This is a genomic window from Streptomyces sp. NPDC059248 (assembly GCF_042753905.1).
Classification (GTDB): Bacteria; Actinomycetota; Actinomycetes; order Streptomycetales; family Streptomycetaceae; genus Streptomyces.
This window is the reverse complement of sequence record NZ_JBHYZV010000005.1, coordinates 122,277-137,430: the sequence shown is the minus strand read 5'-3', so window position 1 is coordinate 137,430 and position 15,154 is coordinate 122,277. Positions and strand designations below refer to the sequence as shown.

The 15,154-nt window shown below is 71.4% G+C and carries 12 protein-coding genes; 6 read left to right on the top strand and 6 right to left on the bottom strand.

From position 1 onward, the window contains the following. Positions 1–119 precede the first annotated feature (119 nt). The 4 genes from secD (at position 120) to ACFXG1_RS04070 (ending at position 6,290) form a co-directional block, all read left to right on the top strand. Positions 120–1,892, top strand: a complete 1,773-nt coding sequence (gene secD / locus ACFXG1_RS04085) for a protein translocase subunit SecD (RefSeq protein ID WP_384720079.1) — start codon at positions 120–122, stop codon at positions 1,890–1,892. Between the two features lie 2 nt (positions 1,893–1,894). Next, on the top strand, positions 1,895–3,025 hold the full coding sequence (secF, locus tag ACFXG1_RS04080) for a protein translocase subunit SecF (protein WP_384720081.1): 1,131 nt from the start codon (positions 1,895–1,897) through the stop codon (positions 3,023–3,025). A gap of 5 nt (positions 3,026–3,030) precedes the next feature. Continuing rightward, a complete protein-coding gene (locus ACFXG1_RS04075; protein ID WP_384720077.1) occupies positions 3,031–3,573 on the top strand; it encodes an adenine phosphoribosyltransferase in 543 nt (180 codons plus the stop codon). A gap of 170 nt (positions 3,574–3,743) precedes the next feature. Then, positions 3,744–6,290: a RelA/SpoT family protein gene (locus ACFXG1_RS04070; RefSeq protein WP_384740798.1), complete on the top strand. Its 2,547-nt coding sequence runs from the start codon at positions 3,744–3,746 to the stop codon at positions 6,288–6,290. A 492-nt stretch (positions 6,291–6,782) separates the two neighbouring features. On the opposite strand, the gene ACFXG1_RS04065 is transcribed toward ACFXG1_RS04070, so the two are convergent. Continuing rightward, positions 6,783–8,012, bottom strand: coding sequence for a DUF349 domain-containing protein (locus tag ACFXG1_RS04065; RefSeq protein WP_384740796.1), 1,230 nt, complete (start codon positions 8,010–8,012; stop codon positions 6,783–6,785). 189 nt (positions 8,013–8,201) lie between these two features. Next, a complete protein-coding gene (locus tag ACFXG1_RS04060) occupies positions 8,202–9,002 on the bottom strand; it encodes a peptidylprolyl isomerase (protein ID WP_384740793.1) in 801 nt (266 codons plus the stop codon). A gap of 269 nt (positions 9,003–9,271) precedes the next feature. On the opposite strand from ACFXG1_RS04060, the gene ACFXG1_RS04055 reads away from it, so the two are divergent. Beyond that, positions 9,272–9,979 (top strand): MBL fold metallo-hydrolase, encoded by a 708-nt coding sequence (locus ACFXG1_RS04055; RefSeq protein WP_384740790.1) that lies wholly within the window; start codon positions 9,272–9,274, stop codon positions 9,977–9,979. A 13-nt stretch (positions 9,980–9,992) separates the two neighbouring features. Then, positions 9,993–11,264 carry a histidine--tRNA ligase gene (gene hisS / locus ACFXG1_RS04050; RefSeq protein WP_384719561.1) on the top strand — a complete coding sequence of 424 codons (1,272 nt, stop codon included), beginning with the start codon at positions 9,993–9,995 and terminating at the stop codon, positions 11,262–11,264. Positions 11,265–11,501: 237 nt separating this feature from the next. On the opposite strand, the gene ACFXG1_RS04045 is transcribed toward hisS, so the two are convergent. Genes ACFXG1_RS04045 through ACFXG1_RS04030 form a run of 4 tightly spaced genes read right to left on the bottom strand, consistent with a single transcriptional unit; the run spans position 11,502 to position 15,101 of the window. Then, positions 11,502–12,122 carry a response regulator gene (locus ACFXG1_RS04045; RefSeq protein WP_384721457.1) on the bottom strand — a complete coding sequence of 207 codons (621 nt, stop codon included), beginning with the start codon at positions 12,120–12,122 and terminating at the stop codon, positions 11,502–11,504. Continuing rightward, positions 12,119–13,375 carry a sensor histidine kinase gene (locus ACFXG1_RS04040; protein WP_384721460.1) on the bottom strand — a complete coding sequence of 419 codons (1,257 nt, stop codon included), beginning with the start codon at positions 13,373–13,375 and terminating at the stop codon, positions 12,119–12,121. Before ACFXG1_RS04040 ends, ACFXG1_RS04045 begins: the two co-directional genes overlap by 4 nt. Then, positions 13,333–14,190 carry an ABC transporter permease gene (locus ACFXG1_RS04035; RefSeq protein ID WP_384721463.1) on the bottom strand — a complete coding sequence of 286 codons (858 nt, stop codon included), beginning with the start codon at positions 14,188–14,190 and terminating at the stop codon, positions 13,333–13,335. The genes ACFXG1_RS04040 and ACFXG1_RS04035 overlap by 43 nt, the downstream gene beginning before the upstream one ends. Continuing rightward, positions 14,187–15,101 (bottom strand): ABC transporter ATP-binding protein, encoded by a 915-nt coding sequence (locus ACFXG1_RS04030; RefSeq protein WP_384740785.1) that lies wholly within the window; start codon positions 15,099–15,101, stop codon positions 14,187–14,189. The genes ACFXG1_RS04035 and ACFXG1_RS04030 overlap by 4 nt, the downstream gene beginning before the upstream one ends. Between the last annotated feature and the right edge of the window lie 53 nt (positions 15,102–15,154).

Genomic DNA, 15,154 nt, shown 5'->3' with positions numbered 1-15,154 from the left:
GAGGGTGCCCGGCGGTCCCCTGATCGTGTTGACTTCTGCGGGGGCTGGGCCCCACAACACTTCGTGGCCGCCCCGTCGCACACCCGGCGCGGGACGGTTGGACAGGGAGAATCGAGAAGGTGGCAGCACCGAAGAGGGGCCGAAGGCCCACGGGGGCTCAGGGAAAGCCAGGACGCACCCTGGTCTTCATGTTGATCGTCATGGCCGCGCTCGCCGGTGGCATGTTCTGGTCGGGGCACACCACGCCGCGGCTGGGCATCGACCTCGCCGGCGGTACGTCGATCACGCTGAAGGCCAAGGCGCAGCCCGGCAAGGAAAGCGCCGTCAACGAGACCAATATGAACACGGCGGTCGGGATCATCGAACGCCGTGTCAACGGTCTCGGTGTCTCCGAAGCCGAGGTCCAGACGCAGGGCGAGTCCAACATCGTCGTCAACATCCCCAAGGGGACCGACGCCGAAGAGGCCCGCAAGCAGGTCGGCACGACCGCTCAGCTCTACTTCCGACCGGTGCTGAACGTCGCCGCCGGAGGCCCGGTGGCGCCGGAGACCCCGAAGCCCTCGCCGAGCGGCTCCGCCTCCGCCGGTACCGGCGACAAGGAGAAGCCCGCCGGTGACAAGGCCGAGTCCTCCACGAAGCCCAGCGACAAGGCCACCGCTCAGGGCCGGGCGCTCACCGAGGGCCTGAAGGCGCCGTCCCCGGGCGCTTCCGGCTCCCCGGACGCCTCCGGTAAAACCGCCGACAAGCCCGCCGACAAGCCCGGTGACGCGAAGACCCCGGACCCGGCCGTCTCCGACATCGAGCAGCGCTTCGCGACGCTGAACTGCCAGGACCCCAAGGCCCGCACCGCCATCAGCGAGAACGTCAAGCCCGAAGAGACGATCGTCGCCTGTGGCAAGAACAGTGCCAAGCAGTGGGAGAAGTACATCCTCGGCCCCGCCGAGGTGAACGGCAAGGACGTCGACGAGGCCAAGGGCCAGCTGGACCCCCAGCGCGGCATGTGGATCGTGACCATGGACTTCACCAAGTCCGGCTCGAAGAAGTTCGAGAAGATCACGTCCAAGCTCTCCCAGCAGCAGCCGCCGCTGAACCAGTTCGCGATCGTGCTCGACGGCGAGGTGATGTCCGCCCCCAGCGTCGAGACCACCCTCAGCGCCAACGCCGAGATCTCCGGCAGCTTCAACCAGGAGTCCGCCCAGAACCTGGGCAACATTCTCTCCTACGGTGCCCTGCCGCTCAGCTTCGAGGAGCAGAGCGTCGACACCGTCAGCGCCGCCCTCGGCGGCGAGCAGCTGCGGGCCGGCATGATCGCGGGCGCCATCGGCCTCGCGCTCGTCATCATCTACCTGGTGGTCTACTACCGCGGCCTGTCGCTGATCGCCATCCTCAGCCTGCTGGTCTCCGCGGCCCTCACCTACACCCTGATGTCACTGCTGGGCCCGGCCATCGGCTTCGCGCTGAACCTCCCGGCCGTCTGCGGTGCCATCGTGGCCATCGGTATCACCGCCGACTCGTTCATCGTGTACTTCGAACGGATAAGGGACGAGATCCGCGAGGGCCGCACCCTGCGTCCCGCCGTCGAGCGGGGCTGGCCACGCGCCCGGCGCACCATCCTCGTCTCCGACTTCGTCTCCTTCCTCGCGGCGGCGGTGCTCTTCTTCGTCACCGTCGGCAAGGTGCAGGGCTTCGCCTTCACCCTGGGTCTGACCACCCTGCTCGACGTCGTCGTGGTCTTCCTCTTCACCAAGCCGCTGATGACCCTGCTGGCGCGGACCAAGTTCTTCGGCAACGGACACCCCTGGTCCGGGCTCGACCCGGAGCGCCTCGGCGCCAAGCCGCCGCTGCGCCGCACCCGCCGGATCACCGCCCCCACCGACCCGAAGGAGGCGTGAGCATGTCGCGTCTCGGCACCATCGGCGCCAGGCTCTACCGCGGCGAGATCGGCTACGACTTCGTCCGCCACCGCAAGTTCTGGTACGGCGTCTCCATCCTGATCACCATCGCGGCCATCGCGGGCGTGGCGATCCGCGGCCTGAACATGGGCATCGAGTTCAAGGGCGGTGCCGTCTTCACCACCCCGAGCACCAAGGTGTCCGTCGCCGACGCCCGTGAGTACGCGGAGGAGGCGTCCGGCCACCCGGCCATCGTCCAGAAGCTGGGCAACGACACCCTCCGGATCCAGGTCGCCCAGCTCAACACCGACCAGGCCGCCCAGGTCAAGAGCGATCTGGCCCGGGATCTCAAGCTGGACGCCGACAAGATCGGCGCCGAGCTGGTCGGCCCCAGCTGGGGCAAGCAGATCGCCAACAAGGCATGGACCGGTCTGGCCATCTTCATGGTCCTGGTGGTGATCTATCTGGCGATCGCCTTCGAGTGGAGAATGGCGCTGGCCGCGTTGATCGCCCTGATCCACGACCTGACGATCACCGTCGGTGTGTACGCACTCGTCGGCTTCGAGGTCACCCCGGGTACGGTGATCGGTCTACTCACGATCCTCGGCTACTCCCTCTACGACACCGTCGTCGTCTTCGACGGTCTCAAGGAGGGCGGAAAGGGGATCACCAAACAGAACCGCTTCACCTACAGCGAGCTGGCCAACCGCAGCCTCAACAGCACCCTGGTCCGCTCGATCAACACCACCGTCGTGGCCCTGCTCCCGGTCGCCGGTCTGCTCTTCATCGGCGGCGGCGTCCTCGGCGCCGGCATGCTGAACGACATCTCGCTCTCGCTCTTCGTCGGCCTCGCGGCCGGCGCGTACTCCTCGATCTTCATCGCCACCCCGCTGGTCGCCGACCTCAAGGAGCGCGAGCCGCAGATGAAGGCCCTGCGCAAGCGGGTCCTCGCCAAGCGCGCCAAGGGTGAGCACGAGCCCGAGGAGTCCGGCGACGCCGGTTCCGAAGGCCCCGACGGGGCGGACGACGAACCGCGGGGCGCGGCCCCCGGCGACCCGGAGGCCACCGCCGCCGGGGCGTCCGGAGTGGTCGGCCAGCGCGGCCGCGGCCGGTCGTCGGGCAGACGGCGGTGACCGCCGTGTCCGGCGACATCCGGGAGCTGCTGCTCAGCCGGATCCGTGATGTGAGCGACTATCCCCAGCCCGGAGTGGTGTTCAAGGACATCACCCCGCTGCTCGCGGACCCGGCGGCCTTCACGGCGCTGACCGACGTACTGGCCGGGCTGTGCGTCCGGCACGGGGCGACCAAGATCGTCGGCCTGGAGGCCCGGGGCTTCATCCTGGCCGCGCCCGTCGCGGTCCGGGCCGGGCTCGGCTTCGTCCCTGTGCGCAAGGCGGGCAAGCTGCCCGGTGCGACGCTCTCCCAGACGTACGACCTCGAATACGGCAGCGCCGAGATCGAGATCCACGCCGAGGACCTGTGCCCGGAGGACCGGGTCATGGTGATCGACGACGTCCTCGCCACCGGTGGTACGGCGGGCGCGGCGGCGGAGCTGATCCGCCGCGGCGGCGCGCGGGTCGCGGGGGTCGCCGTCCTGATGGAGCTGGGCTTCCTCGGCGGCCGGGACCGGCTGGAACCGGTACTCGGCGGCGCCCCTGTGGAGGCGCTGCTCGCCCTCTGACCGGGCCCGGCACGCACCATCGAGCACCCTGTTACCACCAGACCCCCGAAGCCCGGGAATGCCGGGCTCCGGGGGTCTGTTTTCAGCCTCGGGGGCATTGGATCGGCCGGGTGGATACGATGGGCTCTCCGGACCAGTCCCGGGGGACCCGGACCGCACGAGGAGCGCTCTTGCCAGACGAGGCCCGTCCCGCCGCCGCACAGCCCGGCCAGAAGGCCGACAGGGCCGCGGCGCCAGCCGCCGCGCCCGAGCCGACGCCCGAGGGGCGCCCCGGGCGGACGACGCCCGCCCGCCCGCTCGGCGGTGGTACGAATCCGGCCCCGGGCGCTGCGGTACGCTCCGCCGCCCCCCAGGCCGGCCGTCGCGGCCCGGCGCCCGCGAACCGGCCCGCGCCTCCGGCCGCGTCATCGGCGCGCTCCGGCGGCTCCTCCAACCGGGTCAGGGCCCGGCTCGCCCGGCTGGGCGTCCAGCGGTCCTCGCCGTACAACCCGGTCCTGGAGCCGCTGCTGCGGATCGTCCGCGGCAACGACGCCAAGATCGAGACCGCCACGCTCCGCCAGATCGAGAAGGCGTACCAGGTCGCCGAGCGCTGGCACCGCGGCCAGAAGCGCAAGAGCGGCGATCCGTACATCACCCATCCACTGGCCGTCACCACCATCCTGGCCGAGTTGGGCATGGACCCGGCGACCCTGATGGCGGGGCTGCTGCACGACACCGTCGAGGACACCGAGTACGGGCTCGACACCCTGCGCCGCGACTTCGGCGACCAGGTCGCCCTGCTCGTCGACGGCGTCACCAAGCTCGACAAGGTGAAGTTCGGCGAGGCGGCCCAGGCCGAGACCGTCCGCAAGATGGTCGTCGCCATGGCCAAGGACCCCCGGGTCCTGGTGATCAAGCTCGCGGACCGGCTCCACAACATGCGCACCATGCGCTATCTCAAGCGGGAGAAGCAGGAGAAGAAGGCCCGCGAGACGCTGGAGATCTACGCCCCGCTCGCCCACCGGCTGGGCATGAACACCATCAAGTGGGAGCTGGAGGACCTCGCCTTCGCGATCCTCTACCCCAAGATGTACGACGAGATCGTCCGGCTCGTCGCCGAGCGCGCGCCCAAGCGGGACGAGTACCTCGCCATAGTGACCGACGAGGTGCAGTCCGATCTGCGGGCCGCCCGGATCAAGGCGACCGTCACCGGCCGCCCCAAGCACTACTACAGCGTCTACCAGAAGATGATCGTCCGCGGCCGGGACTTCGCGGAGATCTACGACCTGGTCGGCATCCGTGTCCTCGTCGACACGGTCCGCGACTGCTACGCGGCGCTCGGCACGGTCCACGCGCGATGGAATCCGGTCCCCGGCCGGTTCAAGGACTACATCGCGATGCCGAAGTTCAATATGTACCAGTCGCTGCATACGACGGTCATCGGACCCAACGGCAAGCCCGTCGAACTCCAGATCCGCACCTTCGACATGCACCGGCGGGCCGAGTACGGCATCGCCGCGCACTGGAAGTACAAGCAGGAGGCCGTCGCCGGGGCCTCCAAGGTGCGGACCGACGTCCCCAAGAAGACCGGCAAGGACGACCACCTCAACGACATGGCGTGGCTGCGCCAGTTGCTGGACTGGCAGAAGGAGACCGAGGACCCCTCGGAGTTCCTGGAGTCCCTCCGCTTCGACCTCTCCCGCAACGAGGTCTTCGTCTTCACACCCAAGGGCGATGTCATAGCGTTGCCCGCCGGCGCCACCCCCGTCGACTTCGCCTACGCGGTCCATACCGAGGTCGGCCACCGCACCATAGGGGCCCGCGTCAACGGGCGCCTCGTCCCGCTGGAGTCGACCCTCGACAACGGCGACCTGGTCGAGGTCTTCACCTCCAAGGCCGAGGGCGCCGGGCCCTCCCGGGACTGGCTGGGCTTCGTCAAATCGCCCCGCGCCCGCAACAAGATCCGTGCCTGGTTCTCCAAGGAGCGCCGCGACGAGGCGATCGAGCAGGGCAAGGACGCCATCGTCCGGGCCATGCGGAAGCAGAACCTCCCCATCCAGCGGATCCTCACGGGCGACTCGCTGGTGACCCTGGCGCACGAGATGCGCTACCCCGACATCTCGTCGCTGTACGCGGCCATCGGCGAGGGCCATGTCGCCGCGCAGGGCGTCGTCCAGAAGCTGGTCTCGGCGCTCGGCGGCGAAGAGGCCGCGACCGAGGACATCGACGAGTCCGCGCCGCCGTCGCGCTCCAAGCGGGGCAAGCGGCGCTCGAACGCCGACCCCGGGGTCGTGGTCAAGGGCGTCGAGGACGTCTGGGTGAAGCTGGCGCGCTGCTGTACTCCGGTACCGGGCGACCCCATCATCGGCTTCGTCACCCGCGGCAGCGGGGTCTCCGTCCACCGGGCGGACTGTGTGAACGTCGACTCCCTGTCGCAGCAGCCGGAGCGGATCCTGGAAGTCGAATGGGCGCCCACCCAGTCGTCGGTCTTCCTGGTCGCCATCCAGGTCGAGGCGCTCGACCGGTCCCGGCTGCTCTCCGACGTCACCCGGGTGCTGTCGGACCAGCACGTCAACATCCTGTCGGCGGCCGTCCAGACCTCCCGCGACCGGGTCGCGACCTCCCGCTTCACCTTCGAGATGGGCGACCCCAAGCACCTCGGCCACGTCCTGAAGGCGGTCCGGGGCGTGGAGGGCGTCTACGACGTGTACCGCGTGACGTCCGCCCGCCGCCCGTAGCCTCCGGCTGGGGTCCGGGGTTCCGGGCCCGCGCCGTGGGGGTTCATGCCGTGTGCCGCCCGCGCCCCGGTGCGTGGTTGCCCGCGCAGTTCCTCGCGCCCCTGGACGCCCTGCTGGGCGTGCCTGCGCAAGGCGGGGTCAGGTGATGGTGTCCGGGGACCCCCGTGCCCCTGGGCCTCGTGATGGCCGCCCTGTTCAAGGAGACGGCCCCCGCCGGGGTGGCGGGGGCCGTGGGGGGCGGTGTTGAGGGCCGCCCGCGCCCCGGTGGGTGGTTGCTCGCGCAGTTCCTCGCGCCCCTGGATGCCCTGGTGGGCGTGCCTGCGCAAGGCGGGGTCAGGTGGAGGTATTTGGGGGCGCGGGGAACTGCGCGAGCAAGTACCGACAGGGGGCGGACGACGTACGAGCCGCGGGGGCACGGTCGTAGTCGAGGCGCTTGGAAAAGACCGCGGCCCCCGCCGGGGAAGGCGGGGGCCGTGGGGTGGGGCGGGGGTGTTAGCCGCCGAACTCCTGGAGGCCCTTCAGGGCCTGGTCCAGAAGCGCCTGGCGGCCCTCCAGCTCCTTGGTGAGCTTGTCGGCCCGGGCGTTGTTACCGGCGGCGCGCGCCGTGTCGATCTGGCCCCGGAGCTTGTCCACCGCCGCCTGGAGCTGACCCGTCAGACCCTCGGCGCGGGCCCGCGCCTCCGGGTTCGTCCGGCGCCACTCGTTCTCCTCGGACTCCTGGATCGCCCGCTCCACCGCGTGCATCCGGCCCTCGATCCGGGGCCGGGCGTCCCGCGGTACGTGACCGATGGCCTCCCAGCGCTCGTTGATGCCCCGGAACGCGGCCCGCGCCGCCTTGAGGTCCGCGACCGGCACCAGCTTCTCCGCCTCGGCCGCCAGCTCCTCCTTGAGCTTCAGGTTCTCCGTCTGCTCGGCGTCCCGCTCCGCGAACGCCCCGCCGCGCGCCGCGAAGAAGACGTCCTGCGCGCCGCGGAAGCGGTTCCACAGATCGTCCTCGGCCTCGCGCTGCGCCCGGCCCGCCGCCTTCCAGTCGGCCATCAGCTCACGGTAACGGGCCGCCGTGGCACCCCAGTCGGTGGAGTTGGAGAGCGCCTCGGCCTCGACGACCAGCTTCTCCTTGGCCTTGCGGGCCTCCTCGCGCTGGGCGTCGAGGGACGCGAAGTGCGCCTTGCGGCGCTTGGAGAAGGCCGAGCGGGCGTGGGAGAAGCGGTGCCACAGCTCGTCGTCCGACTTCCGGTCGAGCCGGGGCAGGCCCTTCCAGGTGTCGACCAGGGACCGCAGCCGCTCGCCCGCGGAGCGCCACTGCTCGCTCTGGGCCAGCTCCTCGGCCTCGGCGACCAGCTCCTCCTTGGCCCGGCGGGCCTCGTCGTGCTGCTTCGCCCGCTGGACCTTGCGCTCCTCGCGGCGCCGGTCGACCGTCTCGACGAGGCCGTCGAGGCGCTTGCCCAGCGCTTCGAGGTCACCCACGGCGTGGTGCTCGTTCACCTGCTGCCGCAGATGGTCGATGGCCGTCTGGGCGTCCTTGGCCGACAGGTCGGTGGTCTTCACCCGCTTCTCGAGGAGACCGATCTCGACCACCAAACCCTCGTACTTGCGCTCGAAATAGGCGAGGGCCTCCTCGGGGGTCCCGGCCTGCCACGATCCGACGACCTTCTCGCCGTCGGCTGTACGCACGTACACGGTGCCCGTCTCGTCGACACGGCCCCACGGGTCGCTGCTCACAGCGCCTCCTCCACCTGATGCCCACCGAGGGTCACCCCGGGCATCGTCCACAGTTTCCAGGGGCGAGCCGCGCCCGCCCTGCACAACGCCAATCTAGGCGACCGGTCGCCCGGCTGTCCGCACTCGGCGCCCACACATTTCCCCGGTCCGCGCCGGGAGACCGCCCCGGCGCGGACCGGGGCCGGACGATCACCCCTTGCTCACGGTCGCTTTCTCCACGGTGACCGCCGACTTCGGGGCGCCGTCCTTCGCGTCGCCCGCGACGCCGGCCGCGGCGACCTTCTGGACCGCCTTCAGCCCGGCCGCGTCCATCTTCCCGAAGGGCGTGTACGTGGGCGGGAGCTTGGTCTCCTTGTAGACCAGGAAGAACTGGCTGCCGCCGGAGTTCGGCTGGCCCGTGTTGGCCATGGCGACCGTCCCGGCCGGGAAGACCACGGTGCCGTCCGCGCCCGCCTTGCCGAGAGCCGTCAGATTCTCGTCCGGGATGTTGTAGCCGGGCCCGCCGGTGCCGTCGCCCTTGGGGTCGCCGCACTGGAGGACGAAGATGCCCTCCGTGGTCAGCCGGTGGCACTTGGTCCCGTCGAAGTAGCCCTTGTCGGCGAGCGCCTTGAAAGAGTTCACGGTCCGGGGCGTCTTCGCCGCCTCCATCCCGATGGAGACCGTGCCCTGGCTGGTCCTGAACGCCATCGTGTACGGAGACTTGGCGTCGATCGCCATCTTCGGCTCCGGCACCTTGGGCTCCTCCGGCGGCGGCTTGGACGCCGTCTGCGACGGGGTGGGCCGGTCCCCGACCACGGTCTGCTTCTCCTTGTCGTCCTTGCCGTCCACGATCGTCGCCGCCGCGATCGCCCCGCCGACGAGGACCAAAACCACGAGCGCGGCGATCGCCACGGTCGTCTGTCGCCGTCTGCGGGCCGCCGCACGGCGCTGCTGCTGACGCTCGAACTTCTCCCGGGCGAGCTGCCGCCGCCGCTGATCGCTGCTGACCACCGAGTCCGCTCCTTCTCCATGCGCGGGACCCCTGGTGTCGATGGGTACCGCGGGTCCTGGGTTCCTGGTGTGCTGGGGTTATCGTGTCGTGCCGGACGCGCCGTGGGCCCCGTTCGTCCCACCGTACGCACGCGCCGGTCCGTCGCGCGTGCCCGTACCGTATACGGGTTGGCTGTGGGAGCAGCAGGGCCGGTAGGCTCTGACCTGTCGCGATTCCGCGTCGCCCGTGCCGCGCCGGACAGTCGGCCGATCACCCAACGAGGACGAACGTGCTTATTGCCGGGTTCCCCGCCGGGGCCTGGGGGACCAACTGCTATCTGGTCGCCCCCGCCGCCGGGGAGGAATGCGTGATCATCGACCCCGGCCACCAGGCCGCCGACGGTGTCGCCGAGGCCGTCGCCAAGCACCGGCTGAAGCCCGTCGCCGTCGTCCTCACCCACGGCCATATCGACCATGTCGCCTCGGTGGTCCCGGTCTGCGGCGCGCACGACGTGCCCGCCTGGATCCACCCCGCCGACCGGTACATGATGAGCGACCCGGAGAAGGCCCTGGGCCGCGCCTTCGGCGCCCAGCTCATGGGCGAGCTGACCGTGGGTGAGCCGTCCGACGTGCACGAGCTGACCGACGGCTCGGTGCTGAACCTGGCGGGGCTCGAACTGACCGTGTCGCACGCGCCCGGCCATACCAAGGGGTCGGTGACCTTCGGGCTGCCCGACGCCGGTGACGTACCGCCGGTGTTCTTCTCGGGCGACCTGCTCTTCGCCGGCTCCATCGGACGCACCGACCTGCCCGGTGGCGACCACGCCGAGATGATCGAATCGCTGGCACGCGTCTGCCTGCCGCTCGACGACTCGACCGTGGTGCTGTCCGGACACGGTCCCCAGACGACCATCGGCCGCGAGCGCGCCACCAACCCGTATCTGCGCGAGGTGGCGGCCGGCCGGGGGAGCTCCGACGCTCCCCGACGAGGAATGTGACGAGAGACCTGCCGTGAGTACTTTCCAGGCCCCCAAGGGCACCTACGACCTCCTGCCGCCCGCCTCCGCGACCTTCCTCGCCGTCCGCGAGGCGATCGCCGCGCCGCTGCGCGACTCGGGCTACGGCTATGTCGAGACCCCGGGCTTCGAGGACGTCGACCTGTTCGCCCGCGGTGTCGGTGAGTCCACCGACATCGTCACCAAGGAGATGTACACCCTCACCACCAAGGGCGGCAGCCGGCTCGCGCTGCGCCCCGAGGGCACCGCGTCCGTGCTGCGCGCGGCGCTGGAGGCCAACCTCCACAAGCAGGGCGCCCTGCCGGTCAAGCTCTGGTACTCGGGCTCGTACTACCGCTACGAGCGCCCCCAGGCGGGCCGCTACCGCCACTTCTCCCAGGTCGGTGCCGAGGCCATCGGCGCCGAGGACCCGGCGCTCGACGCCGAGCTGATCATCCTGGCGGACCAGGCGTACCGCTCCCTCGGGCTGCGCCACTTCCGGATCCTGCTCAACAGCCTCGGCGACAAGGAGTGCCGCCCCGTCTACCGGGACGCCCTCCAGGGCTTCCTGCGCGGACTCGACCTCGACGAGGAGACCCGCGGCCGGATCGAGATCAACCCGCTGCGGGTACTCGACGACAAGCGCGCCGAGGTCAAGCGGCAGCTCACCGGGGCGCCGGTGCTCGCGGACTACCTGTGCGACGCCTGCCGGGCGTACCACAAGGAGGTCCGTGAACTCCTCGCCGAGGCGGGTGTGGCCTTCGAGGACGACGACCGGCTGGTCCGCGGCCTCGACTACTACACCCGGACGACCTTCGAGTTTGTCCACGACGGGCTCGGCTCGCAGTCCGCGGTGGGCGGCGGCGGCCGTTACGACGGCCTCTCCGAGATGATCGGCGGCCCGGCGCTGCCGTCCGTCGGCTGGGCGCTCGGCGTCGACCGTACGGTCCTGGCGCTGGAGGCCGAGGGCGTCGCCCTGGACCTGCCGCCCGCCACCAGTGTGTACGCGGTCCCGGTCGGCGAGGAGGCGCGCCGCGTCCTCTTCGGCGTCGTGACGCGACTCCGCAAGGAGGGCGTCGCCGCGGACTTCTCGTACGGCGGCCGGGGCCTCAAGGGCTCCATGAAGGCGGCGAACCGGAGCGGGGCGCGCTACACGATCGTGGCCGGGGACCGCGATCTGGCCGAGGGCCACGTACAGCTCAAGGACATGGAGTCCGGTGAGCAGACGCCGGTCCCGCTCTCGGAGATCACGGACACCCTCCGCACCCGTCTCTCGCCCCCGGCGTAGCCCCGGGGACCCTAGGCCGTGTCTTCAAAGTCCCGCCTGGCCCGCGACGCCCGGCACGCACACTCGCTGCGTTGTCGGGATTTCCCAAGTACGTCCAGTACGAGGGAAACCCTCCGCCTTGCGATTGCACGCACCGGACGCCGCGGGCCCCGCCCTGCGGGCGGACGGCGCTACTTTGAAGACACGGCCTCGGTCGCGGGCGGTGGCATGGGGACGGCGCTCTCCGTCAGACAGGCCCTAGAGAAGGCCCCGGCGGGTGGCGTGGGTGACCGCCGCCGTGCGGTCGTCGACCTCCAGTTTGGCGAAGACCCGCAGCAGGTGGGTCTTCACCGTGGACTCCCCGATGAACAGCCGGCGCCCGATCTCCGCGTTGGTGCAGCCCTCCGCCACCAGCCGCAGGACCATCGTCTCGCGGTCGGTGAGCCGGACCTGTTCGGAGTGGTCCCGCAGCCGGTCGACCAGCCGGGTGGCGACCGACGGGGCCAGTACGGTCTCGCCGCGCGCCGCCGCCCGGATCGCGCTGGCCAGGTCGGCGCGGGCCAGGTCCTTGAGGAGATAGCCCGCGGCGCCCGCCTCCACGGCCCGCAGGATGTCCGAGTCGGTCTCGTACGTGGTCAGGACGATCACCCGGCACGGCAGTCCGGCGGCCCGCATCCGGGCGATGGACTCGACCCCGCCGCCGCCCGGCATCCGCAGGTCCATCAGGACGATGTCGGGGCGCAGTTCGGCGCTGAGCGCCTCCGCCTGCGGCCCGCTGGCGGCCTCGCCGACGACCGTCAGACCGGGTTCGGCGCCGAGCATGCCGCGCAATCCCTCCCGTACCACGGGATGGTCGTCGGCCAGCAGGATCCGGATCATCGGAAGGCCTCCTCGGAGGTGACGGGGGTGACGGGGGCGACCGGCAGCCGGACGGTGACCGTGGTGCCGTCGCCCGGCGCGCTGTGGACGACGGCGCTGCCGCCCACCTCGGCGGCCCGGGCCCGCAGCCCCGGCAGCCCGTAGCCGGGGCGCGGCGGCGCCGGGTCGAACCCCCGGCCCTCGTCGTGGACGTCGAGCCGCAACTCGGTCTCCGTACGGTCGAGGACGACGGTGACGCGTGCCCCGGGCCCGGCGTGCCGGGTGGCGTTGGCGAGCGCCTCCTGGCAGGAGCGCAGGGCCACCACCTCCAGGGCGGGCGGCAGCGGACCCGCGGGCCCGGTAACCCGGAACACCGCGGGCGGCTCGTGGCGTGCGGCGAGCCGGCGCAGCGCGTCCGGCAGGGTGCTGCCTTCGAGGTCGGCGGGGGCGCCCCGGGCGACCAGCGCCCGCGCCTCGGCCAGGTTGCGGCGGGCGGTGTCGGCCATCAGCGCCAGATGGCGCCGGGCCTCGGGCGGATCGCGGTCCATCTCCGCCTCCACGGCCTGGACGAGCATCAGCAGACTGGTGAACCCCTGGGCGAGGGTGTCGTGGATCTCCCGGGACATCCGTTCCCGTTCGGTGAGGGCTCCGTGCGCGGCGGAGAGCCGGGCGATCTCCTCCCGGCCGGCCTCCAGTTCGGCGATCAGCTCGCCCCGGCCCCGGCTGCGGTCGATCACCCGGATGATCCAGTAGCCGAAGACGGCGGAGAAGGCGATGGCGACGGCGCTCGACAGCAGTCCGTAGCCGATGTCCCGGCCGGTGGGGTCGGCCAGTACGGCCCAGCCGGCCACCGGGACGATATTGACCAGGGCCACGGCCGCCAGCGCCGGACGCATCCGCAGGAACATGAAGCACTGCGGGACCAGGCCGAAGGTCGCCAGCCGCATGTCCTCGACGAGTACGGCGGCGGGCAGATAGAGCACGACCGCCCCGGCGAGGTACCGCGCGGCCCGCCGCCCGTCCGGGTTCCGGGCCGCCAGTTCCCGCCGCCCGGTCGCCACGTACCACGGCAGCAGCAGGGCGAACAGCCCGGCGGCCAGGGCCCGTACCCCGCCGCCGTGGCCGGGCGACACCAGGGTGTAGGCCAGCGTTCCGGCCCACACCACGGCGAAGTAGGCGTCCCAGGGCAGGGATGTGCTGTCCCACACCTGGGCGGTACGCCCCCCGGCCCTCACCCCTCGTCGCGGCTCCGCCGGCGGAAGGTCAGCAGACACAGCGCCAGTCCTCCGATGCACCAGGCGCCCAGGACGAGGGCGACCAGACCCGGTTCCCAGGAGCCGGCGGGTTCCAGTACCCGCGCCGACTCCGGCAGGAACACCCCACGCAGCCCCTGCGCCAGCCACTTCAGCGGGAACAGCGCCGCGATGTTCAGCAACCAGTCGGAGAGACTGGTGATCACAACATAGACACCCGAGATGAACTGGAGCACCTGGAACGGCAGGTTCACCACGGCCGACGCGCTCTGCGCCGATCTCGGGACGCTGCTGATCGCGATCCCGAGCAGGGTGCAGGAGACCAGACCGAGCAGGAAGACCCAGCCGAAGGTGAGCCAGCGGCCCGCCTCCGTCGGCGGGTCGACGTCGTAGAGGAGGGATCCGACGGCGAGCAGGGCGGCCGTCTCCAGGACCGAGGTGACCAGGACGAGCCATATCTTGCCCAGGAAGTACGCGGCCGGAGGCATCGGCGTGCCCCGGAGCCGCCGCAGCTGCTTGAGCTCCCGCTCGACCGCGATCGAGACGCCCAGCGACAGAAAGCTCGTCGACATGATGCCCGCGGCGATCATCGCCGGGACGTAGAGCTGGGCCGCGGTGATGCCGCCCTCTTTGGTGTCGCCGCCGAAGACCGAGGCGAAGAGCACCAGCATGAGGACGGGGAACGCGAAGGTGAAGACCGCCTGCTCGCGCTGGCGGAAGAAGACCTTGATCTCCATCGCGCCGCGGACCAGACCCAGCCGCCAGGCGCCGGGCGGCCGGGCCGCCTCGGTACGGGGGCAGGGGCGCCCGGCGGGCGCTACGGCACCGTGCCTCATCGCCGCCCGCCCTCCGCCGGTCCGTCCTGGCCGGCCTCGTCTCCGGTGTCCGCCGCCGGGTCGGCGGCGGCCTCCCCGGTCAGCCGGAGGTAGATCTCCTCCAGTGTCGGGCGGACGATACGCAGCCCCGGTACGTCGTCCCCGTAGCGTGCCGCGAGCGCCGCGACCGTACGGGTCGGGGTCGTGGTCCACTCGGTGCGTTCCACACCGCCGGGCTCGGTCCAGCTGACCCGGGTCCGGCGCCCGTGGGCGCGCCGCAGCTCCTCCGTGCCGCCCTCGGCGACCACCCGGCCCCGGGCGATCACGGCGATCCGGTCGGCCAGCGCCTCGACCTCGTCCAGATAGTGGGTGGTGAGGACGATCGTGGTGCCTTCGGCGGCGAGGAGCCGTACCAGCTCCCGGAACCGGCGGCGCGCGGCCGGGTCGAAGCCCGTCGTGGGCTCGTCCAGCAGCAGCAGCTCGGGACGGCCGATCACCCCCAGCGCCAGATCGAGCCGTCGCCGCTGGCCGCCGGAGAGCGTCGCCACGCGCCGGTCCGCCCGGTCCGCGAGACCGACCAGGCCGAGGACCTCACGAGGGTCACGGGGGCGGGGGTAGTAGTGCGCGAAGTGGGTCACCGTCTCCCGTACCGTCAACTCGGCGGGAGCCGATTCATCCTGCCAGACGACGCCGATTCGAGACCGCCAGAGGCGATTTCCGGTCGCCGGATCGCTGCCGAGTACCGTCACATCGCCGCCGTCCCGCCGCCGGTGACCCAGCAGGACACCGACCGTGGTGCTCTTGCCCGCGCCGTTGGGCCCCAGCAGCCCGAACACCTCACCCCGGCGGATCCGCAGGTCCACGCCGTCAACCGCCGTCACATCCCCGTACCGCTTGCGGAGCCCCGTCACCTTCACCGCGAGTTCTGTCATGCCCTCCACCCTGGTCACCGCGGCGGAGGACCGGTACGACCATCCGTCCATCA

Bases quoted from the DNA above. Each gene is read 5' to 3' on its own strand.
- secF (WP_384720081.1), top strand. From the start codon at position 1,895: ATGTCGCGTCTCGGCACCATCGGCGCCAGGCTCTACCGCGGCGAGATC.
- ACFXG1_RS04045 (WP_384721457.1), bottom strand. From the start codon at position 12,122: ATGATCCGGATCCTGCTGGCCGACGACCATCCCGTGGTACGGGAGGGA.
- ACFXG1_RS04035 (WP_384721463.1), bottom strand. From the start codon at position 14,190: ATGAGGCACGGTGCCGTAGCGCCCGCCGGGCGCCCCTGCCCCCGTACC.
- ACFXG1_RS04030 (WP_384740785.1), bottom strand. From the start codon at position 15,101: ATGACAGAACTCGCGGTGAAGGTGACGGGGCTCCGCAAGCGGTACGGG.